Origin of the sequence: uncultured Jatrophihabitans sp., assembly GCF_964246335.1 — a bacterium.
In the GTDB taxonomy this organism is placed as follows: domain Bacteria; phylum Actinomycetota; class Actinomycetes; order Mycobacteriales; family Jatrophihabitantaceae; genus Jatrophihabitans.
In genome coordinates this window covers 1-20,193 of sequence record NZ_CAXTQF010000017.1, presented here as the reverse complement: position 1 = coordinate 20,193, position 20,193 = coordinate 1, and the positions used below count along the sequence as shown (strand labels likewise).

23 protein-coding genes are annotated in these 20,193 nt (G+C 69.0%); 11 read left to right on the top strand and 12 right to left on the bottom strand.

The features are described 5' to 3' along the window. Position 1: 1 nt before the first annotated feature. From mltG to ACFFCN_RS07280, 7 genes are all read right to left on the bottom strand, one after another. Positions 2-1,423: an endolytic transglycosylase MltG gene (gene mltG, locus ACFFCN_RS07310; protein ID WP_375490484.1), complete on the bottom strand. Its 1,422-nt coding sequence runs from the start codon at positions 1,421-1,423 to the stop codon at positions 2-4. A 47-nt stretch (positions 1,424-1,470) separates the two neighbouring features. Further along, positions 1,471-1,944, bottom strand: a complete 474-nt coding sequence (gene ruvX / locus ACFFCN_RS07305) for a Holliday junction resolvase RuvX (RefSeq protein ID WP_375490483.1) — start codon at positions 1,942-1,944, stop codon at positions 1,471-1,473. Then, positions 1,937-4,633 carry an alanine--tRNA ligase gene (gene alaS / locus ACFFCN_RS07300; protein WP_375490482.1) on the bottom strand — a complete coding sequence of 899 codons (2,697 nt, stop codon included), beginning with the start codon at positions 4,631-4,633 and terminating at the stop codon, positions 1,937-1,939. Before alaS ends, ruvX begins: the two co-directional genes overlap by 8 nt. 49 nt (positions 4,634-4,682) lie before the next feature. Next, entirely contained in the window at positions 4,683-4,973 is a 291-nt protein-coding gene (locus ACFFCN_RS07295; protein ID WP_375490481.1) for a hypothetical protein, read from the bottom strand. Continuing rightward, a complete protein-coding gene (locus ACFFCN_RS07290; protein WP_375490522.1) occupies positions 4,970-5,377 on the bottom strand; it encodes a DUF948 domain-containing protein in 408 nt (135 codons plus the stop codon). Before ACFFCN_RS07290 ends, ACFFCN_RS07295 begins: the two co-directional genes overlap by 4 nt. Before the next feature lie 82 nt (positions 5,378-5,459). Then, entirely contained in the window at positions 5,460-8,432 is a 2,973-nt protein-coding gene (locus tag ACFFCN_RS07285; RefSeq protein WP_375490480.1) for an EAL domain-containing protein, read from the bottom strand. Positions 8,433-8,521: 89 nt separating this feature from the next. Further along, positions 8,522-9,778 (bottom strand): replication-associated recombination protein A, encoded by a 1,257-nt coding sequence (locus ACFFCN_RS07280; protein ID WP_375490521.1) that lies wholly within the window; start codon positions 9,776-9,778, stop codon positions 8,522-8,524. A gap of 128 nt (positions 9,779-9,906) precedes the next feature. Between ACFFCN_RS07280 and ACFFCN_RS07275 the strand changes: the two genes are divergently transcribed. The 7 genes from ACFFCN_RS07275 to ACFFCN_RS07245 all read left to right on the top strand — a co-directional run bounded on the left by ACFFCN_RS07275 (position 9,907) and on the right by ACFFCN_RS07245 (position 14,353). After that, a complete protein-coding gene (locus ACFFCN_RS07275) occupies positions 9,907-10,131 on the top strand; it encodes a hypothetical protein (protein ID WP_375490479.1) in 225 nt (74 codons plus the stop codon). Positions 10,132-10,733: 602 nt separating this feature from the next. After that, complete coding sequence (locus tag ACFFCN_RS07270; RefSeq protein WP_375490478.1) at positions 10,734-11,441, top strand: hypothetical protein; 708 nt, start codon at positions 10,734-10,736, stop codon at positions 11,439-11,441. Positions 11,442-11,511: 70 nt separating this feature from the next. Continuing rightward, entirely contained in the window at positions 11,512-11,709 is a 198-nt protein-coding gene (locus ACFFCN_RS07265; RefSeq protein ID WP_375490477.1) for a hypothetical protein, read from the top strand. Continuing rightward, positions 11,706-11,984 carry a GlsB/YeaQ/YmgE family stress response membrane protein gene (locus ACFFCN_RS07260; protein WP_375490476.1) on the top strand — a complete coding sequence of 93 codons (279 nt, stop codon included), beginning with the start codon at positions 11,706-11,708 and terminating at the stop codon, positions 11,982-11,984. Before ACFFCN_RS07265 ends, ACFFCN_RS07260 begins: the two co-directional genes overlap by 4 nt. A gap of 149 nt (positions 11,985-12,133) precedes the next feature. Further along, on the top strand, positions 12,134-12,937 hold the full coding sequence (locus ACFFCN_RS07255) for a hypothetical protein (protein ID WP_375490475.1): 804 nt from the start codon (positions 12,134-12,136) through the stop codon (positions 12,935-12,937). A 225-nt stretch (positions 12,938-13,162) separates the two neighbouring features. Next, the gene (locus ACFFCN_RS07250; RefSeq protein ID WP_375490474.1) at positions 13,163-13,615 is read left to right on the top strand and encodes a class F sortase; all 453 of its coding nucleotides are present in this window, start codon (positions 13,163-13,165) and stop codon (positions 13,613-13,615) included. 42 nt (positions 13,616-13,657) lie between these two features. After that, positions 13,658-14,353 carry a phosphotransferase gene (locus ACFFCN_RS07245; protein ID WP_375490473.1) on the top strand — a complete coding sequence of 232 codons (696 nt, stop codon included), beginning with the start codon at positions 13,658-13,660 and terminating at the stop codon, positions 14,351-14,353. A 33-nt stretch (positions 14,354-14,386) separates the two neighbouring features. Here ACFFCN_RS07245 and ACFFCN_RS07240 read toward each other — a convergent pair whose 3' ends face one another. Continuing rightward, positions 14,387-15,043 carry an HAD-IA family hydrolase gene (locus ACFFCN_RS07240; RefSeq protein ID WP_375490472.1) on the bottom strand — a complete coding sequence of 219 codons (657 nt, stop codon included), beginning with the start codon at positions 15,041-15,043 and terminating at the stop codon, positions 14,387-14,389. 2 nt (positions 15,044-15,045) lie between these two features. Beyond that, positions 15,046-16,113, bottom strand: coding sequence for an NAD(P)-dependent oxidoreductase (locus tag ACFFCN_RS07235; RefSeq protein WP_375490471.1), 1,068 nt, complete (start codon positions 16,111-16,113; stop codon positions 15,046-15,048). Between the two features lie 607 nt (positions 16,114-16,720). On the opposite strand from ACFFCN_RS07235, the gene ACFFCN_RS07230 reads away from it, so the two are divergent. Both ACFFCN_RS07230 and ACFFCN_RS07225 read left to right on the top strand, forming a co-directional pair. After that, complete coding sequence (locus ACFFCN_RS07230) at positions 16,721-16,951, top strand: ribbon-helix-helix domain-containing protein (protein ID WP_375490470.1); 231 nt, start codon at positions 16,721-16,723, stop codon at positions 16,949-16,951. Further along, positions 16,938-17,285, top strand: a complete 348-nt coding sequence (locus tag ACFFCN_RS07225; protein WP_375490469.1) for a type II toxin-antitoxin system PemK/MazF family toxin — start codon at positions 16,938-16,940, stop codon at positions 17,283-17,285. Before ACFFCN_RS07230 ends, ACFFCN_RS07225 begins: the two co-directional genes overlap by 14 nt. A gap of 256 nt (positions 17,286-17,541) precedes the next feature. On the opposite strand, the gene ACFFCN_RS07220 is transcribed toward ACFFCN_RS07225, so the two are convergent. Both ACFFCN_RS07220 and ACFFCN_RS07215 read right to left on the bottom strand, forming a co-directional pair. Further along, a complete protein-coding gene (locus ACFFCN_RS07220) occupies positions 17,542-17,970 on the bottom strand; it encodes a nucleotidyltransferase domain-containing protein (RefSeq protein WP_375490468.1) in 429 nt (142 codons plus the stop codon). An 88-nt stretch (positions 17,971-18,058) separates the two neighbouring features. Then, the gene (locus ACFFCN_RS07215) at positions 18,059-18,478 is read right to left on the bottom strand and encodes a hypothetical protein (RefSeq protein WP_375490467.1); all 420 of its coding nucleotides are present in this window, start codon (positions 18,476-18,478) and stop codon (positions 18,059-18,061) included. Positions 18,479-18,536: 58 nt separating this feature from the next. On the opposite strand from ACFFCN_RS07215, the gene ACFFCN_RS07210 reads away from it, so the two are divergent. Continuing rightward, the gene (locus ACFFCN_RS07210) at positions 18,537-18,848 is read left to right on the top strand and encodes a hypothetical protein (RefSeq protein ID WP_375490466.1); all 312 of its coding nucleotides are present in this window, start codon (positions 18,537-18,539) and stop codon (positions 18,846-18,848) included. A 60-nt stretch (positions 18,849-18,908) separates the two neighbouring features. Here ACFFCN_RS07210 and ACFFCN_RS07205 read toward each other — a convergent pair whose 3' ends face one another. Beyond that, a complete protein-coding gene (locus ACFFCN_RS07205) occupies positions 18,909-19,352 on the bottom strand; it encodes an ester cyclase (protein WP_375490465.1) in 444 nt (147 codons plus the stop codon). 80 nt (positions 19,353-19,432) lie between these two features. On the opposite strand from ACFFCN_RS07205, the gene ACFFCN_RS07200 reads away from it, so the two are divergent. Further along, positions 19,433-20,092, top strand: a complete 660-nt coding sequence (locus ACFFCN_RS07200) for a TetR/AcrR family transcriptional regulator (RefSeq protein WP_375490464.1) — start codon at positions 19,433-19,435, stop codon at positions 20,090-20,092. Positions 20,093-20,193: the final 101 nt, after the last annotated feature.

Genomic DNA, 20,193 nt, shown 5'->3' with positions numbered 1-20,193 from the left:
CCTAGCCGCAGCCCCAGCCGTGCGCCCGACAGGTGGCCACGGCGCGGGCGAACACGTTCTCGTCGTTCGTGAACACCAGGTGCCCGGCCGCGTCCCCGTTGACGTAGTACAACGCGTTGCCGGCGGCCGGGTGTGCCGCACCGTTCATCGCCGCGGTGCCGGGGCTCGCGATCGGCGTCGGCGGCAGCCCGACGTGCGTGTACGTGTTGTACGGCGAGTTGATCTGCGAATAAATGACCTTCGCCGGGTCGAGGCCCTTGAGCTTGGCGGCGTAGGCGCTGGTGGCGTCGATCTGCAACGGCTTGTGCGCAGCCAACCGGTTGAGGATCACCCGGGCCACCCGCGGGTAGTCGGCGGCGAACTTCGCCTCTTTCTCGGCAATCGAGGCAACGATCAGCTCCTGGTACGGCGTGAGGCTCAGCGCGCGGGCCGACGCGGTGAAATCGGTCGTGCGCGCGACGTCGGTGAAGTTGCTGATCATCTGCTGCAGAACCGCGGACGGCGCGGTCCGCCCCGCGACCGTGTACGTGGCCGGGTAGAGGAAGCCCTCGACCGAGGCCGGCGTCTTACCGTTGACGGTGTAGTCGGTCGGCATGCCCAGCCCGCGGGTGCTGCGGAAAGCCCGGGCCACCGCGGCGGCGTCGAGACCCGGCCCGCAGGTGGCGTCGGCCGGCGAGCTCGCGGTGCACGGTTTGGCCACCAGGCGTTGCTTGACGTCGACCACCGTCGCACCTTCGAAGACGACCACGTCCGAGTTGACGCGCGCGGACGGCGTCAGCAGCAGCGCCAGGGCCTTGGTCGCGGGCAAATGTGCCCGCAGCCGGTAGGACCCGGGCTGGATGTTCTGCGACTTCGCGTTGTCGCCCGCGGCATCGGTGAACGCGCGGGTACTGGCCACAACACCGCGCGCGTGCAGCGTGTTGCCGATGTCGGTGGCGTCGTCGTCGGCCTGCACGGTGACCAGCACCGGTTTGCCGCCGTTGCCGCTGTAATCGTCCGGCTCGAGGTAGTGGTAGACGGGCAGGACGACCAGCCAGGTGGCCACCGCGACGAGCGCTACCACCAGAACGGCGAGGATGACGAAGAAGCGCCGGTTCTGCCGACGCCGTGCGTGGGCGCGGCGTTCGGAGCGCGTCGCGGCCGGCCCGGTCGCGCGGGCCGCGCGCTCGCGGCGCGACACCCGGGTCACGCGCGGCAGCGGACCGTCGTCGCCGTCGTCGGCGTCGTAGTCGCCGAGCAGGGTGTCGTGGAACAGACCGTCGCCGTCGTGGTCGTCGTGCGATCCGTGGGCGTCGCCGTCGAAACGACCTTCGGCGTCATCATCGAAACGGCCGTCGGCGAAGCCGTGGCCGTACGCCGGTGCGTCCGGGGACGCGTAGGCGTCGTCGGCGTAGGCACTCGCCTCGCGGTCGCGTTGCCTCACGCATCTACCTCACTTGTTGTGCGGTCCACGGGGACGTACGGCTTGCGTCAGCTGCGCCTGCTGGGGTCGGAATCCAGCCAGTGCTGCAACAGTTCCACGGCGGCGGCTTGATCGATGATGGCGCGCCCGGTTTGGCCCCTGATTCCGCCTTGCGAGAGCTTACGCTGCGCGCTCACCGTGGTCAGGCGTTCGTCCAGATATTCGACGACGGGGGTGGACCCGTCCGGCGCGGCACTGAGCCGCCGCTCCAGCGCCGTCCCGAACTCACGCGCCATGGCCGCGGACGGGCCCTCCCGGCCGGCGAGGGTGCGCGGCAGCCCGACGACGAAGCCGACGGCCTCGTACTCCCGGCCGAGGTCGACGAGTTCGGCGACGTCGGTGTTGCGCTTGCGGTCGCGACGCAGGGTCGTGACGGGCAGTGCGAGCACGCCGCGCGGATCGCTGCGCGCGATCCCGACGCGCACGGTTCCGACGTCGACGGCGAACCAGACGCCCGCCGGGCGCGGGGTCGGCTCAGGCACCGGCCACGTAGGACTTGGCTGCCGCAAAGGCGGCGTCCAGCTGGGACACATCTCCCCCGGCACCCTGGGCGAGGTCGGCCTTGCCGCCGCCACGTGCCCCCAACGCGGGCGCGAACACCTTGACGATGTCGCCGGCGCGCACCCCTGCCTGCTGGCCGGTCTCGTTCACCGCGGCCACGAACGCCGCGCCGCCGGCGTCGTTCGGCGAGGCGAGCAGCACAACGGCCGGTTGGCCGGCGGGCAGCTTGCCGCGCACGTCCAGGGCGAGCGAGCGCAGGTCGTTGCCGGCGACCCCCGCGGGCGCCGCGGTGGCCACCACCCGGATCGAGCCGATCTGCTCGGCACTGGCGGCGAGCGCGCCGGCCGCGGCAAGCACCTGCCCGGCCCGCAGTCGGGCCAGCTCACGCTCGGCGTCGCGCAGCCGATCGACGAGCCCGGCGACCCGATCGGGCACCTGGTCGGCCGGCACCTTCAACGTGTCGGCGAGCCCGTTGAGCAACGCGCGTTCGGTGGCGAGGTAGCGCATGGCCTCGATGCCGACATAGGCCTCGACGCGACGCACGCCCGAGCCGACCGACGACTCGCCGATCACCGTGATCGTGCCGACCTGCGACGCATGGGCGACGTGCGTGCCGCCGCACAGTTCGCGCGACCAGGGGCCGCCGATCTCGACGACCCGCACGATCTCGTCGTAGGTCTCGCCGAACAGCGCCAGCGCGCCCATCTCGCGTGCCTGCACCAGCGGCACGTACTCCACCGTGACGGGCAGGTCGCTGCGCAGGGCCTGGTTCGCGACGTCCTCGATGTCGCCGCGGGTGGCGGCGTCCAACGCCCGGCCCCACGCGAAGTCCAGGCGCAGGTAGCCGGGCCGGTTGAACGAGCCGCTCTGCAGCGCCGACGGGCCGAGCACGTGCCGCAGCGCGGCATGCACGATGTGCGTCCCCGAGTGGGCCTGCCGCGCAGAGGTGCGCCAGTTGGCGTCCACGGCGGCCAGCGCTGCGGCGCCGCTGACGACCTCGCCGTCCTCCACCACCGCGCGGTGCACGATCAGGCCCTTCAGCGCCTTCTGCACATCGGTGACCCGCAGCCGTGCGCCGTCGACGGTGATGACGCCCTCGTCGGCGATCTGGCCACCCGATTCGGCGTAGAACGGGGTGCGGTCGAGCACGATCTCGACGGTCTCGCCCGGCTGCGCCGCACGCACGAGCTCGCCGTCGCGCAGCAGGCCGCGCACCGTCGTCTCGGTCTCCAGCTCGTCGTAACCGGTGAACGGCGTCTCACCCTGCTCACGCAGTTGGCGCAGCGCGGCGCTGTCGGCGTGCGCGGACTTCTTCGAACGGCTGTCGGCCTTGGCCCTCGCCCGTTGCTCGCCCATCAGCTCGCGGAACTTCGCCTCGTTGACCTGCAGGCCCTGCTCGGCCGCCATCTCCAGCGTCAGCTCGATCGGGAAGCCGTAGGTGTCGTGCAGCCGGAACGCGGTGGTGCCGGGGACGGTGTCACTGCCGTCCTGACGCACCTCGGTGACGGCGGTGTCGAAGATGGCGGTGCCGGCGGTGAGGGTGCGCAGGAACGCGTCCTCCTCGGCGTAGGCGATCATCGCGATGCGCTCGTAGTCGGTGCCGAGCTCGGGATACGACGGCGCCATGCAGTCGCGCGAGACGGGCAGCAGGTGCGGCAGCACCGGCTCGTGCACGCCGAGCAGTCGCATGGCGCGCACCGCGCGGCGCACGATGCGGCGCAGCACGTACCCGCGCCCCTCGTTCGACGGCGTCACGCCGTCGCCGATCAGCATCAGCGCGGTGCGGACGTGGTCGGCCACGACGCGCAGCCGCACGTCGTCGGGGTGCGATTCGCTGGCCGCGTGCCCGGAGTGCACGCCGTATGCCTTGCCCGACATCGACGCCGCGAGGTCGAGCACCGGGCGCGTCTCGTCGATCTCGTACATGTTGTCGACGCCCTGCAGCAGCGTCGCCATGCGTTCCATGCCCATACCGGTGTCGATGTTCTTGCGTGGCAGGTCACCGAGAATCTCGTACTCGCCCTTGCCCGTGCCCGTGGCGTCGCCGCGCTCGTACTGCATGAACACGAGGTTCCAGTACTCCATGAACCGGTCCTCGTCGACGGCCGGGCCGCCCTCCGGGCCGTACTCCGGGCCGCGGTCGTAGAAGAGCTCGCTGCACGTGCCGGCGGGGCCGGGGATTCCCATGTCCCAGGTGTTGTCGGCCTTGCCGCGGCGCACGATGCGCTCGGCGGGCACGCCGATCCCGCGGCGCCAGATCTCGAACGCCTCGTCGTCGTCGGTGTAGACGGTCGGCCAGATGCGCTCCGGGTCCAGCCCGAAGCCACCGTCGGCCAGCGGCAGCGTGGACAGGTTCCAGGCGAGCTCGATGGCGCCCTGCTTGAAGTAGTCGCCGAAGCTGAAGTTGCCGTTCATCTGGAAGAACGTGCCGTGCCGGGTGGTCTTGCCGACCTCTTCGATGTCCTGCGTGCGGATGCACTTCTGGATGCTCGTCGCGCGCGACCACGGCGGGGTGAGCTGGCCGATGAAGTACGGCACGAACTGCACCATGCCGGCGTTGGCGAACAGCAGGTTGGGGTCGTCGTAGGGCAGCGGGACGCTGGGCACGACGCTGTGCCCGTTGACCTCGAAATAGCCGAGGAAGCGGGACCGGATTTCGGCAGACTTCACGGTGTCAACTCTGCCAGACGACGGTGCGCGGATTGCCCGCGCAGGCGGTCTACTGCGCTTCGCGCGGCGCCGGCCGCGAGCCGGGGCTGCCGGGTTTCGCCGGGCGCTGGCCGAGTTGGCCGTCCAGGCCCGTGCTCTCGCGCAGCTGCGCCTCGCGCTCGCTCATCGCCGCGCGCACGTCGGCGCCGAACTCGCCCACCGCATCGGCGATGTCACTGAGACCCTGGCCGATCGACGAGGCGACCCCCTGCGGCGTCAACTTCTCGGCCGCGCGGGAAATCTTGCGCATGGTCAGCACCCCGAGGGTGATCCCCAGGGCGAGCCAGAAGAGGCGCTTCACCCGCGGGCCCGGCGATCACTGCGGTGCTTGCGCCGCGCGGTGCGCACGGCCTCGGCGTCGCGCCGGTCGGAGACGGTTTTGCGCACGCCGTAGGTGAACGCCGCAGCCTTGATCATCGGGCTACCCAGCGTGCTGGAGACGACCGATGTCATCGCGGCGACATTCGTCGTCATCGAGTTGACGTTCTGCGCGATGCCCTCGACCTGCACGAGCTGCACATTGATCGCTTCGACGGTCTGCTTGGCGTCGGCCAGCAGCGGAGCGACGCCGTCGTTCGTCGTGCGGATCGCCAGGGTGGCCTCGTCCAGCGTCCGGCCGGCCTTGAGCAACGGGACGGCCAGTAACAGGACGAGCACGACGAAGGCACCGGCCGCGATCAGCGCAGCAATGGCGCCACCGGACATCTGCAACTCCTCGGTTCGCATTCGGCACCGGAGGTGTTGTCCGGTGCGCAGACCCTATCGGTTACCGGGCCCTGCGAACCGGTCAGGCCGAGCGCTCGACGGCGACGTCGGCTGCCAGCGCGGCGCCGAACTCGGTGTCCGGCATCGGTCGGCCGTGCAGGTAGCCCTGCGCGAACCCGGCGCCGAGCACCGTCAGGGCCTGGTGCTGCTCGATGGTTTCGACGCCCTCCGCGATCCAGGTGAGCCCGAGGTCCGCGGCCAGGCCCGTGACGGCACGCACGATCGCGCGGTCGCTGGGCTCGAACATCATGCCGGCGACGAACGAGCGGTCCACCTTCAGCACCGACACCGGGAAGTGCCGGAGGTAGGTGAGCGAGGAGTATCCGGTACCGAAGTCGTCGAGGGAGATGCCCACCCCGGCCTCTCGCAAGGTCTTGAGCTGACGCAGGGTCGATTCGTCTGCGGCCAGCAGAGCCGACTCGGTGAGTTCGAGCGCGAGAGCGCCGGCCGGCAGTCCGGCCGTGGTCAATGCGTCGACGACCGACGCGGCGAAGTCCGGCCGCGCCGCCTGCCGCGCCGCCACGTTGACCGACACCGTCAGGGGGCGGCCGGTTTCGGCCCGCAAAGCGGCGATCCGGGCGCAGCTTTCCCGCAGCACCCACGCGCCCAGCGGGACGATCAGCCCGCTCTGCTCGGCGACCTCGATGAACGCCCCCGGGCTGACGAGCGCACCGTCCTCGTCGATGAGCCGGACGAGCGCCTCGCACCCGACGATCCGGTCGTCGGCCAGATCGACGACCGGTTGGTAGTAAACCCGCACGCGGCCCTCGTCCAACGCATTGCGCAGGATCAGCTCGGTCCGTTTGCGATTCACCGCACGCCGGCGCATCGGTTCGTCGCATACCGCGTGCCGGTCCTTGCCCAGGCGCTTGGCCTCATACATCGCAGCGTCGGCGCGCTCGACCAGCAGCTGCGGGCACTGCTCGTCCACGAGACCGTGTGCGATACCGATGCTGGCCGTCACGTTCGCCGTACCGCCACTGGTGGCGATGACGGGTGCGAGCGCGGCGCGCACGCGAACGACGTACTCGTTCGTGCCGAGGTCGGCGGGTGTCGGACACACGACGACGAATTCGTCACCGCCGAAGCGGGCGACAAGGTCGTCGTCGCGGACCGCCCGGCGCAGCCGTTGCGCGACGGCGACCAAGACCTCGTCACCGACGTCGTGACCACGCGTGTCGTTGATCAGCTTGAAGCCGTCGAGGTCGATGAACAGCACCGTGCAGGTCAGTCCCTGCCGGCCGTGCTCGGCGAGAATGCGGGCCAGCCGAGCGCGGTTGGCGAGGCCGGTGAGTCCGTCCTCCTCGGCCTGTCGGCGCAACAGCGCCTCTGCGGTGCGCCGGCCGGTCACGTCCGCCATGTGCGCGAGCAGCTGCAGGTCGCCGTTCGCCCCGCGCATCCACGTCAACGTGACGTCCGCGAACACGACCGCGCCCGACGAGTGCAGCAAGCGGATCTCCACCTGGTGCGTGCCGTCCGGCGACGCCAACGCCGCCGCCCCCGCGGGGTCGGTCAGCCCCACGTCGTCCGGATGGCACAGGTCGCGCGCGGAGCGGCCGATCAGCTCTTCGCGGGTGCGGCCGACCAGCGTGCAGAGCGCTTCGTTCACCGCCCCGAACGTGCCGCTGTCGCCGAGCGTCAACGCCATCGGCAACGGCGACGAGTCGAACACGGAGCGGAAGCGCAGCTCGCCGCGTCGCAAGCGCTCGCGGGTGGTCTCTCGTTCGACAACGCGCGAGACGTCGCTGCCGACGAGCGCGAGCAGCTCCAGCTGTTCGGTATCCGGCCGACCGGTACCGCGGAAGACGAGTGCGAGGCGCGACTCGGCGCCGCTGAGCGGGACAACTACCGTCATGCCCTGCCCGGACACGGTGTCCGGACCTGCGGCGGCCGCGACGACGACGTTGCAGTCCACCGGACGGACGACGGACGTCCACGAGCACGTCGCGCCGACGGAGTGCAGCACCTGCGCGGGCTCCGTGGTCTCCGGCGGCCACTGCAGCAGGGCACCTGCCGAACTTTCCAGGTAGTCGGCCAACAACCGCAGGACGACCGGCGCGATCGTGTCGATGCCGGACGCCTCGTTGGCGGCCATCGAGGCGGCGTGCAGGACACGCAGCCGCGCTGCTGTGCGCACCGAGCGCCGGTGCGCCTGCTCGAGCGTGAGCCGCGCGCGTTCCTCATCGCTGACGTCGCGCACCATGGAGACCCAGCCGTGCAGATCGCCGTCGATGTCGCGCAGCGCAGCGCTCGTCACCGCTACGGGTACGTCGTGGCCGAGGCGGTGCCGGAAGAGCCGTCGGGCGGTCACGGCGTTCACGGCGCCGGCGGCGAGGCCCGCGATGTCGGCAATCACCCGGGCGTCCTCGCCGTCGGCCAGGAAATCGCGGGTGGAGCGCCCGACCATGTCCGCCGGGCGGTAGCCGAGCATCGCCGCCATCGGCGGGTTCGCCGCGGTCACCGTGCCGTCGGCGTCGGACAGGATCTGCCCGATCGGCGCGACGTCGAAGATGGTCCGGAACCGTGTCTCGGACTCGTGCCCGTTGCGCCGTTGGGCGACGAGTTCGGTGACCTCGAACGCGTGGCCGCCCACCGCGAGCACGGTGCCGTCGGCGTCGGTGATCGGGAAGCGGTGGGTGACGAATTCGCGTGCGTCGTCACTTCCGAAGACCAACGTCGACACTTGCGCGCTCGGCTCGCCGGTGCGCCAGACCGCCAGGTCGCGGGCCCACTGCTCCTCGGCAAATGGAGCGGGCAGCACCTCACTGACCGTCCGACCCACGACATCGTCTGCGGCTGCGCCGATGATGTCGGCGAAATCGTCGCTGGCGAGCAGGAAGCGTCCGTCGCGGTCGCGGACGAACATGGCGCCGCGCCCACGTTTCTGCAAGGACTCGACTATGGGCAACTGGTCGGCGGATGCCGCCGAGCCACTGGCATCCCAGGTCGCAGCGACCACTGCGTCACCGGCGTCCACCGGCGGTTCGAGCAACATGAGTCACACCGTTGGACGGGTGCGCAGGCTGATCACTATTTGTTGATCGACAACTGCGCGCCGAACTTGAGGCGATGCAAGGGTCGTCGTCAGTGACCACGCAGGATCTCGCGAAGCCTGGCCAGCCGTTCGGCGACAGTGCGCTCGGCCCCGCGGCCGGCGGGCACGTAGTAGTCGCGACCCACCAGTTCGTCGGGCGGATACTGCTGGGCAACGACGCCGTCGGGCGTGTCCGGTGGGTAGACGTAGCGCTTACCCGCGCCCAGCTTGTTCGCGCCCGCGTAGTGCGCGTCGCGCAGCGCGGGAGGTACGGCGCCGGCGAGGCCCGCGCGAACGTCGGCTGCAGCCGCGTCGATGGCACGAACCACGGCGTTCGACTTCGGCGCCAGCGCGAGGTGGATGGTGGCCTGTGCGAGGTTGATCCGTGCCTCCGGGAGGCCGATCAGCGCCACGGCCTGGGCTGCCGCGGTTGCGGCCAGCAGCGCGCCCGGGTCGGCCAGGCCGATGTCCTCGGACGCGTGCACGACCAGTCGGCGGGCGATGAACCGCGGGTCCTCCCCGGCTTCGAGCATGCGTGCCAGGTAGTGCAGGGCGGCGTCGGCATCCGAGCCACGGATGGACTTGATGAACGCGCTGATCACGTTGTAGTGCTGGTCCCCGTCGCGGTCGTAACGCACCGCGGCGGTGTCGACGGCCTGTTCCAGCGCGTCCAGATCGACCGTGTCCCGGCCCTCGGCCAGCACCGTGCCAGCTGCGGCCTCCAGCGCGGTCAGCGCGCGGCGCGCGTCGCCGCCGGCGAGCCGCAGCAGGTGGGCGCGGGCGTCCCCGGCGAGCGTGACGGCGCCGTTCAACCCGCGTTCCTCGGTCAGCGCGCGGTCGACGAGTTCGCCGACAGCGGCGTCGTCGAGTGGTTGCAGGGTCAACAGCAGGCTGCGGGACAGCAGGGGCGAGACGATCGAGAAGAACGGGTTCTCCGTCGTTGCCGCGACCAGCGTGACGTGCCGCGCCTCGACCGCGGCGAGCAACGAGTCCTGCTGGGTCTTCGAGAAGCGGTGGATCTCGTCGATGAACAACACCGTCTGGCGGCCTATGCGGCCCAGCTCGGCCTTGGCGCGGGCGATGACCTCGCGGACGTCCTTGACGCCGGCGTTCAGGGCGGACAGTTGCTCGAAGCGCCGGTTGGTCGCGCTGGACACGATGAGCGCGAGCGTGGTCTTCCCGGTGCCCGGCGGCCCGAACAGGATCAGCGACATCGGCGCATCGCCCTCGACCAGGCGGCGCAGCGGCGATCCGGCGGCAAGCAGATGCTGCTGGCCGACGACCTCGTCGAGCGTTCGCGGCCGCATTCGCGCGGCCAGCGGGGCTGACGGGTCCAGCGGTTCGGCGTCGGCCGGCGCCCGCGGTGAGTCCGGCTCGAACAGGGTCACGGAGGTCAGCTTAGGAACCGCGGCCGACCTATCGGCACAATGGCCGGATGACTGAGCAGAACAATCCGACCGGCGACGACCTCGCTGACGTCGACGCCCGCATCGCCGAGATCGAGACGCAGATCGACGAGTTGCGCCGGCAGGTCGGCGGCCAGGACGAAGGGCCGCAGGATCCCGAGGACACGGCCGCGGCGCTGACCAACGTCGAGGAGCTGCAGGGCGTGCTCGAGGCGCTGCGGCAGCGACGGGAGCGTCTCGCCGGTCAGAGCTGACCGGTCGACCCACGGTCAGGTGGGTCACCAGCCGTACCCGGTCATCTCGTCGGCGACGAGGGCCCCTCAGGTGATGGCCGTCCCAGGAGACGGCGGCGCAAATGATCGGCTGGGCTCCCTCGCGCACGTCCTTGATCTCGCGCACGTCCTTCTCCCCGCGCCCGGTGCTCAACAAAATGCGGGTCGGTCAGGGAGAAGAGCTGGTCGATAGCGGCGGCGCACTCTTGCGACCGCTCAATGTCGATCACCGCACCGGCCGAATGTTGCACATTCCGCCAATTCGCGTCCGCGTGGTGTACGTTGTAAACGTTCGGTCGGGCATGTCTACCTGAACCGACGAGCGTCGACCTGCTCCCCCGCGGACGGTCAGGCCCTCACCCGAATTGCCCTGGAAGCGGGCGTCGTCGCGCACTAGCGCGACGTACCAATTGCGTCGCGTTCTACGCGGGAGCCATCCGGGCCTTTCCCACGGTCTGCGCCTCTCCATAGCACCGAGTGATCTCCGCGCGTGCGGTGAGCAATCAGCCTTCGGCCAATGCGCGATGCGCTCGACCGCGCTCGCGCACATGCACCCACCAAGACCTAGAAGGAGCACGCCACACATGGCGAACAAGCACGAACAGAATGAACCCGATCTGCACGGTGGCCGGATGCGCGTCCCGCGTTCGCGAGGCGCCGTCAGCGGCTTGCTGTTGATCGTGCTGGGTGTGTGGGGTCTGCTGATCCCGCTCATCGGTCCGTACGTGGGTTTCGGCTATACGCCGGACAAGACCTGGACGATCACCGCCGCACGGTTCTGGCTGGAGATACTCCCGGGTGCGGTGACTGCCGTCGGTGGCCTGCTGCTCCTCGTCGCCGCGAACCGCATCGTCACCAGCCTCGGCGCTTGGCTGGCCGTCGCGGGCGGTGCGTGGTTCCTGGTCGGCCCGACGTTGCGCGCATTGCTGCACTTGGGAACGGCCGGCGCGCCGATCCACAAGACGACGGTCGGCTCGACCCTCGAGACCTTGTTGTTGTTCACCGGGCTCGGCACGCTGATTCTTTTCGTCGGTGCGAGCGTCCTCGGCCGACTTGCCGTGGTCAGCGTTCGCGACGTCCGCGCTGCGCAGCGCAGAGAGCGCGACGGACGCGATGATGACGACCGGGCACGCGAGCATCGCGATCACGACGATCATCCCCAACCGACCGGCGGACGCCGCGAAGCCGATTCCGACACGGTCTACGCCGGATCCCGATCCACCACAGACGACGACGGCGGTTCCCACTCGTTGTCGGAGATCCCGCGGCGCCGGCGCAACGCGCGGCAATGAACGACCGCGTCATGACGCAGACCGCCGATCAGTTCCATTCCACTCACCCGCACCCGAACCGGAGAAACCGATGAACATCGACAAAGATCAAATCTTGCAGCTGCTGAAGAGCCAGGGCGACCACGACAAGGCTGCCCAGGCAAACGACGAACTACCGGACACGGTCGACACCGACGACGACGGACACAAGAACCTCTTGTCGAAGTTCGGCGTCGACCCGTCGAGTCTCGGCGACAAGCTCGGCGGCCTGGGGAAAATGTTCGGATGATCGGGTTGATAGTCAGTCTGATCGTCGTCGGCTTGATAGCCGGTGCGCTTGCCCGATTGATCATCCCCGGCAAGCAGGACATCTCGATCCCCATGACGATCCTGCTGGGCATCGTCGGGTCTTTCGTCGGCGGTTTCCTGGGCTACCTGATCTTCCACAAGGATTCGGCCAACGGCTTCCTGCAACCGTCCGGAATCATCGGTTCGGTCATCGGTGCGGTGATCGTCCTGTTCATCTGGACTCGTGTCGCCGATCGGCGCAGCGTCCGGCGCTAGGCCGTCCGAAGGCACTTAACCGCGCACCGATTCCGACAACTCGGTGACCTGACATCGGGTCCGTTCATGGACCCCGCACGACGTCTCGAGCGACTTCCGTCGGCGCAGGCGGCACGACACATCTCGCAATACAACAGGGGGGAACCGTCATGAGTCATCCCATAGGAGCCGGTGCCGCACCGGGTGGAGCCCACCCGGTCGGCGGCGACGACGATCACCGACGACGCGGATGGCTCTGGTGGCTGTGCGGTCTGTTGGCCCTGCTGGTGATCGCGTTACTCGTCGTTCTGCTCGTACGGCACTTCACTAACGACGACAAGACCTCCGCGGCCAAGCCGGCTCCCAGCACGAGCGTTGCGGCGCCGGCGAGTACGCCCGCGGCGACGAGCGCCGCACCGAGCGCGACGCCGTCGAGCTCGGCCCGGGTCGTCGCCACGTCCGCATGCCGGAAACCGACGCTGCAGGTCATGCCCGCGGCCGTACACGCCGGGCAGACCGTCACCGTAATCGGGCGACACTTCTCCGGCTGTCACGCCACGACCGGTAACGCCACCCCCGCAGTCAGCCTTCCCGTGCAGGTCGGTGTCAAGGGCAGCACCGCCCTTGCGACTGCACTGGCGAAGGCTCGGACGAGTTCGAGCGGATACTTCAAGGTTCGCTTCGCCATCCCGGTCGGCATGACCGGCCAGGCCAGGAGCCTCACCCTGGGTGCCGCGACCCGCGATGCCAGCACGACCCTCGCGTATGCGGGCGCGACGACGGTGGCCTACTCCAACAGCAACGCATCCGCCGGCGGCGGGATGCCGACCGGTGTGCCCGCAGGCACGGGTGGGCAGGCCGCACCGACCAGCGCGGCAGATCGCGACGGGCTCCTCGGCCTCCTCGCGGGCGGTCTGCTGCTCGCCGCAGGCGGCACGACCGTCCTGACCAGGCGCAGGCACGCCGTCCGCTGAATGTTCCGCGCCCTTCGCACACCGGTGTCCTGCGTGATTGTCCTGGTGGGTCTTGCGCTCGCGCTGGTCGCGCTGGTCCTGCTGCGGCGGGATACGCGCACACCAACCGCCTTCGGTTCCATCGCGTCAGGAACGCCACCGGGTACGGCGCCGGCACGGCGTGCTCCGACGCCGACCTCGCCGAGGTCAGCCGCGGGTGCGTCCGGCGCCCCCGGGGACCTCGACGTGCTCACGTCGCGGCCGACCCGGCTGCGTGTGCCCGGGCTGGGGGTGTCCGCACCGGTGGAGCAGGTCGTCACTCGGGGCGGGCAGCTCACGGTGCCGGACGACATCACGCACGTCGGCTGGTGGGTCGGCAGCGTGCCGCCGGGTTCACCCGCCGGCGCGACTGTCATCGACGGGCACGTCGACTCCCGGGTCGACGGACAGGGCGCGTTGTTCCACCTCACGCAACTGCGGGCAGGAAGGCGGATCACGCTGGCGACCAGCGCGGGGCACACCGTCACGTATCGGGTCTACGCCCGTCGGGTCTATTCAAAAGCCAAGGCGCTACCGCATGCGTTGTTCACGAATGCCGGTGCCCCTCGACTGGTGGTCATCACCTGCGGCGGCCCGTTCGACGCTGCCCAGCACTCCTACCGCGACAACATTGCCGTCTTCGCCCGCCCGGTGCAGTAGTTCGTCGAGCGCGGGTGTCAGGGCAAGGCCGACAATGACACCGTGGTCCGAGAACGCGACGAACCGCTGCTGGGTGGCGCGCAGACGGCGGGCATCGTTCGACGCGGCGCGGTAGTCGTCCGGCCCCGGCACGACCGGTCGGATTACGTCCAGGCAGTACTGCGCCACCTCGAGGCGGTGGGCTTCACCGGCGCGCCACGGGCGATGGGTTTCGACGCCGACGGTCGAGAGATGGTGAGCTACCTCGCCGGCTACGTGCCGCCCCGGCAGCCGTACAACCTGACCGACGAGCAGCTGGTCAGCTCAGCCATGCTGGTCCGCAGTTTCCACGACGCGATAGCCGGCTCGGTGTTGTGCGGCGATTCCGAGATCGTGTGCCATGGCGACCTGGGACCGCACAACACGGTCTTCGACGGAGGATCCGCCGTGGCGATCATCGACTGGGACAGCGATGTCTCGCCCGGTTCGCGCGTCGTCGACTTCGCGCACGCCGTGTGGTGCTGTGCAGACGTGACCGATGTCGGCGTTCCTGTCGACGAGCAGTCGCGCAGGATCACGCTGATGTGTGCGGCGTACGGGTTGCTGAGGCCGACAGACGTAGTAGACGAACTGGCGGATCGTTTTCATCGAGCACGCACGGACCACCTGAACGCTGGGCGCGCCGGCGCCGTCGAAGTCTTCGACGGGTTGACGCGCTGGCTGACAAACAATCGGGACCAGCTCCTGCGGCGTCCGTAGCGCCAGCCGACTCCCCCGCCACGAGGGAGATCGCTATCGCGGGCTGATCCGTAACGCGGCAGCGTCGTCGATGGTCAATCCGCCGGACGTCCACCGCACCGAACGTAGGTCCTCGACCACGGCGTCGGCGTCGGTGGCCAGGGCGCGCTCGCTGACGCCGATGACGGCGCCCACGCCCGCGGCGCGGGCGGCATCGACTCCGCTGACGCTGTCTTCGATGACGATCGCGGACGTGATCGGGACGCGTAATGAGGCTGCGGCCGCGAGGTAACCGGCCGGGTCGGGTTTGCCGGCCGGGACGTCCTCGGCCGCGACCACCACCGCGGGAATCGGCAGGTCGGCGGCAGCGAGCCGCGCAAGCAGCAACGCACGCTTGGCCGAGGTCACGACCGCTCGAGCGTCTGCCGGTATGTCGGCGACGAGCGCGGCGGCGCCGGGGACCGCGGTCACGAGAGCGGCGTCGTCGACCTCGTAGGTGTCGATGTCGATCAGTGCTTGCGCCTGCAGGTCGGGAGCGATGAGCGCGGCGATGGTGTCGGCTGATCGGCGGCCGTGCACGCTGGCGATGACGCTGTCGGCGTTCTGGCCGTACTGGCGCGACCAGCGGTCCCAGGCGCGGACGACGCTGGCGTCGGAGTCGACCAGCACGCCGTCGCTGTCGAAAAGGACGGCCCGGCAGGACAGGTGCACGATCAACTTCCTTCGTCGTCGGACGTCGTGCCGAGGACCTCGCTCACGGGACGAGATCGGTAGCGGGTGACGAGTTCGCGGGCGGCGACCTGCATCCGGGCCGGCGGCAGGCCGCGCCGGATGAGGGTCAAGTCGTCGAGCACCATCGCGCCGATGTCGTGAAAGGCCTCGCGGATACCGCCGGCGCGGTGCGCCGAGAGCGTCGCGCCGTCGAGGCCTCGCGCTGCGTCGTCGGCGGGCATGGGTTCGGTCGGCCACACGTCGATGGCGGCGATAAGTCGACCTGACGCGATGCGTTCGTAGAGCGCGTCGAAGTCGGCCGCAGCGGCACGGCTGAGCAGGACGAGCCGGGCCTTGTCGGGCAGCAGGTCGAGCCGGGCCGCGTCGAGCAGCTGGGTGCTCTCGTCGGTGATGGTGGCGAGCACGAACACCAGCTTGCTGTGGGTCAGCAGTTCCTCGAGTCCGGACGGTTGCACCCCTGCGTCGCGGAGGACGGCGTCGGGCAGCCACGGGTCGTGCACCCGAATTGTGGCGTCGAACGGCGCGAGCAGCCGAGCAAGGGCCCGGCCCAGGTTGCCGAATCCGATCAGCCCGATGTCGGCGCGGCGCAGCAGCATCGCGTCGGCGTTGCCGGCTGCGGTGTATTGCTCGTCGCCGACGCGAAATAGCCGGTCGGCACGGGAGATGCCACGCGCGATGTCCAGACCGAGCCCGAGGCCGTACTCGGCGACGGGCTGGGCGTAGGCGGGGCCGCACCCCAGCACGTACACACCCCGGTCGGCGCAGGTCTTGTAGTCGACGTTGGGGAAGAAGTTGCCCTCCACGTTGCACACCGCCCGCAACTCGCGTGCGGTTTCGAGTCGTTCGCGGGGCAGGTCGGGTTGGCCGACGACGGCGAACGCGATCGGAAGCAGTTCGTCGAACTGCTCGGTTCCGGCGGTCGTCGTCAGGTCCGGCTCGATCACGGTGAACGTCTGCTGCATCAATCGCCACGTGTCTGGCGTGAAGATGACGTCACGGGACTGCGGCGCGGGCGCCAGCAGGACCAGCGGGGACGGTGTCGACGTCACGACGATCCTCTCGTTGATCGACTTCCGGTCTGGGTTGAGTGATGGCGCGCGGTCAGGGCAACGAACGGTACGGGTGTTCAGTGTGCAGAGCCGTCGAGCCCCGCAACGCGAAGGCGGCGTTGCGCCACGACTTCGCGCCGATCATGACGACGTCAGCCAGCCCAGGGGCGACGAGCAGCCATGGAGACCGCCCGGTTCCGCGACATTTCCAACTGCATCGGACCTCTCCAGTCCATCGGCGATCGCACTCCTCGGGCGGCCCGTCTCGGCTTGGTGTGACCGTCCCGCTTGGCGCACCCATGCGGGAATCTTCTCCGGGCGGGGCTACCGGGACGACATCTCCTGGCCTGAGCCGGTGAACGCCACAAGACAGTCGCCCGTCGCAGTGACGGGTCCGTTTGCGGGCATGTCGCGCCGGTTGTCGTTGGACAGCGCGACGTTGAAGTGAGGAACCGGTACTTCTTGTTGAGCACCTCGAAGGTGCCGCCGCCGGAGAATTCCATGTCGCTGAGCTTGGCGCCGGCCCGGAAAGCCATCGGCTTGAGGGCGGTGCATGTCCGCACGGCGTCGAGTAGCACCATGGTAGTACTGCAGTAGCATTGTCCGTGTGAAGCTGAGTGTGAGCATCCCGGAGGAGTACGTGGCCGTCCTTGACGAGTACGCCCGATTATCGGGACTGCCCTCGAGGTCCGCGGTCGTCCAGCATGCAATCCGCATGCTTCGACAGGACGGTCTGGACCATGACTACGCCGCGGCCTGGGACGACTGGTCGGTTTCGGGTGAGCAGGCAGCCTGGGATGTCACTGTGGCGGACGGAGTCGCCGATGCAGCGGGGTGAGGTGCGCCTGACCGACCTGGAGCCGGTGCGGGGTAGCGAGGCGAGCAAGCGACGCCCGGCCGTTATCGTCAGCAACGACCGCGCGAACATGACCGCCGATCGTCTCGGGCGGGGTGTCGTCACGGTGGTGCCGGTGACCAGCAACGTCGAGCGCGTGTTTCCGTTCCAGACTCTGCTCACGGCCGAGGCGACCGGCTTGCGGATGGATTCGAAGGCGCAGGCCGAGCAAGTGCGCTCTGTGGCCGTAGAGCGGCTCGGGCCCATCCTGGGACGGGTTCCTGCACAGGTCATGGCTCAACTCGACGACGCACTGCGGCTGCACCTGGCGCTGTAGACGCGAGCCGGCAATTCGGCGCGGCACCCGGACCGAGGGGTCGAGCAACAGGGCCCGCAAGCGGCCCCGCCTGCGGGCACTACCCGTCGAGCTGAGCCGAGCGTCGAGCGAGCGGAGCCGGTCGTCACAAACGGGATCCCCTGCGGGCACTTGTGGTCATCTCAACGTCTCCAGAGACGAACCATGCTCGAGAGGCCTGGGAGCGCCCGTGAGCGGTCCGCTTCCGGACGGTTGTCAACGTATCGGAACCGATCGCTCAGTTGGCGACGGCAAGAGCCAGTCCGCCTAGTAGGTCGCGCGGGTCGTACAGGACGGCCAGGCCGTCACTGACCACCCGTCGAGTTCCTGGATCGACGGGATTGACGGCTGCCCAACTCGGCCGCCCAATACCCACGTCGACTACGAGCCCACGGGGCAGCCGCAGGCGCCGCTCCTGGATCGCTCCGAAGTCTTCGCTTCGAATCAACTCAGCGTGTGGGTCAAACAGGCGGAACCAGTCGTCGCTTTCGAGCAGCGCTTGCGGACGGTCAGTCAGAACGACGAAGTCAATGTCGGAAGTCGGTCCGGCGGCGCCTCTGGCGTACGACCCAACCAGGCCGACAGCGGCGACACCCGCGATGGCCGTGGCAAGCCGTACGGCGACTTCCACAACCGCTTCAACGTCCTCAGGCAAGGTCAGCGACACCGAAACATCATCCGCCGCTCGCGCGCGTTCACCTCCTGGCGCGTGCCACGCCGTCGAGGGCGTTCATCTGCTTGCGCGGGTGACACGTCTACTTGGTGCCTACGGTCCAGGTGGCCACCGATCCGGACGGGCTTCCACCAGGTCGGGAATCGGTGTCGTTGTCTTGATAGGTGATCTTGGACAACGCCGCGCCCTTCGGTAATTGAAAGACAACGCAATCGACTGTCTTCTGGCCTGGGTGCAACAGTTGCGCCCCTAGTTGGGAATCGGGTACGGCACCGCTGACAGCGCATCCCACCAGACTCCCGAAAGTGGTCCCGTCGACAATCCCATGGATCTTCACGCCGTTCCTGGCGACGACCGTCAGTTCGGTGTCCGCGTACTCCTCTTCGGTCTCGGCGATGGGACTGGCAGGCGCGGTGTCAGCTCGGTCGAACTCGACCCCGACGAACCGGTCACCGTCGGTTGGGACTTGATTTGCTGGCGTGACGCGCGCGGGGTCGATCACTCTCGCGACAGTCACTGAGGTCGCAAAACGGCCGTTGTTCAGATCTACGGTCGCGCCTATGGGCATTGCTCTACGGGTCGATCCGGGACTTGTTTTCGGGACTGATGCTCTCGCGCTGGCTTGTGTGGCCGCGGGCTTGTTTGTGGTCGGGTTGGCCGACGATCCCGTGGGCTTGGTTGACGCGACCGACGGATCAACGGTTGTCGACGTGGGTCCGCTCCCCCCGCTCGTGCTGCATCCAGCGAGCATCAACCCGGCGACGCAGGCGGCCACCGCCGCGGCGATCGAGAACCTGTATGCCACAACAGTTCCTCTCATGACTCATCGTGTCCACAAGCCGTCACAGCGCCAGAACGCGCACAGGGTCTGACTACATAGGTGATCCGTTCCGGGATCTTGGGTGGCGGGTTCCTGCGGGTCGGCGACCAGGTCACTGGGCCGCGCTTGCGGGCCGCGCGTCAATGGTTCCGGCGACCGGGAGGGCGCCGGTCTGAAAGAGCATGCCGAGTTGGTCGAGTACCCCCCAGTGTTCTGCGAGCCGGTCGCCGCGGGCCCGGTACCAGTGCATCGTGCGCATCTCGAACGATCGACCGGTGGCGGGGAGGCCGGCCAGGGGAATGTCGTGGCGGCCGCGAGCGATCGCGTGGACGACGACGTCGTCCCCACGTGCCACGACGTCGGCTACCTCGTAAGCAATGCCCAGTTGTTCGCCGACAAAACGCATCGTCGCGACGTATCCGTCGGCACCGTCGAACGTTCCCGGCGGGGCGCTGTGATCGACGAAGTCGTCGGTGACGATCTCGCGCAGGCGCTCGTAATCCCGTGCACGCAAGATTGTATCGATTTCACGCGCAGCGCGTTCGGCGACGGTCACGGCGGTCCTCCATACACTTGAGACTCGGTATGTATCAGATTGAAGCCGATTCAAGTCAATGTCAAGGAGGGGACCGGGGTGTGACTCCGCGCCGGTATACCAGCGACAGCCGAGTCGAACAGGCCCGCTTGACGCGGCGTCGCATCCTCGAGCATGCCGACCAGTTGTTCAGAGCTGGTGGTTACCTGGGAACCACCCTCGCGGACGTGGCACGTGCCAGTGGCGTGAGTGTTCAGACGGTGTACAACCTTGTCGGCGGTAAGGACATCGTCCTCAAGGCCGTTTACGACATCGCCGTAGCCGGCGACGACGATCCGGTCTCGATGGCGGACCGCCCCCTCGTGCGGGCAATGGTGGCCGCTGACTCTGCCGAGACCGCACTCGCGTTCTACGCAAGGATGGCCCGGGAGATCAACGAGCGAGTCCTGTCCTTGGTCATCGTGGTGCTGGCCCAGGCCGCCGCCGGTGACCCGCAGCTGGCAGAGTTCGCCGCGACCATCGAGCACGAGCGCGGTCTCGGAACGGCGGCGACCGCACGACAGATCGCGGCGAGGTTTACGCTCCGCTCCGGCCTCGACCGCGCCAAGGCGGCTGACGTTCTGTGGACGCTCACCGCTCCCGACATCGCCGACCGTCTGGTGCACCATCGCGGATGGAGCTGGAACCGGTACGAGCGCTGGCTCGCCCAGACAATCACCGATGCTCTGGTCGGCCCCACGGGCGGACCGCGGGCGTCGTGACATTGGCCGGACCCGACGACTTGAGCCACCGGGCGCCCCGGTGAAGGATCCCTGGGTTCTAGCGGTCGTTGCATCACCCTCAATTTCGGGGTTGGTGGTTG

Excerpts from the sequence above, each read along its gene's own strand:
- ACFFCN_RS07290 (WP_375490522.1), bottom strand. The coding sequence starts at position 5,377 with ATGTCCGGTGGCGCCATTGCTGCGCTGATCGCGGCCGGTGCCTTCGTC.
- ACFFCN_RS07285 (WP_375490480.1), bottom strand. The coding sequence starts at position 8,432 with ATGTTGCTCGAACCGCCGGTGGACGCCGGTGACGCAGTGGTCGCTGCG.
- ACFFCN_RS07280 (WP_375490521.1), bottom strand. The coding sequence starts at position 9,778 with ATGCGGCCGCGAACGCTCGACGAGGTCGTCGGCCAGCAGCATCTGCTT.
- ACFFCN_RS07275 (WP_375490479.1), top strand. The coding sequence starts at position 9,907 with ATGACTGAGCAGAACAATCCGACCGGCGACGACCTCGCTGACGTCGAC.
- ACFFCN_RS07270 (WP_375490478.1), top strand. The coding sequence starts at position 10,734 with ATGGCGAACAAGCACGAACAGAATGAACCCGATCTGCACGGTGGCCGG.
- ACFFCN_RS07265 (WP_375490477.1), top strand. The coding sequence starts at position 11,512 with ATGAACATCGACAAAGATCAAATCTTGCAGCTGCTGAAGAGCCAGGGC.
- ACFFCN_RS07260 (WP_375490476.1), top strand. The coding sequence starts at position 11,706 with ATGATCGGGTTGATAGTCAGTCTGATCGTCGTCGGCTTGATAGCCGGT.
- ACFFCN_RS07255 (WP_375490475.1), top strand. The coding sequence starts at position 12,134 with ATGAGTCATCCCATAGGAGCCGGTGCCGCACCGGGTGGAGCCCACCCG.
- ACFFCN_RS07225 (WP_375490469.1), top strand. The coding sequence starts at position 16,938 with ATGCAGCGGGGTGAGGTGCGCCTGACCGACCTGGAGCCGGTGCGGGGT.
- ACFFCN_RS07210 (WP_375490466.1), top strand. The coding sequence starts at position 18,537 with ATGGGCATTGCTCTACGGGTCGATCCGGGACTTGTTTTCGGGACTGAT.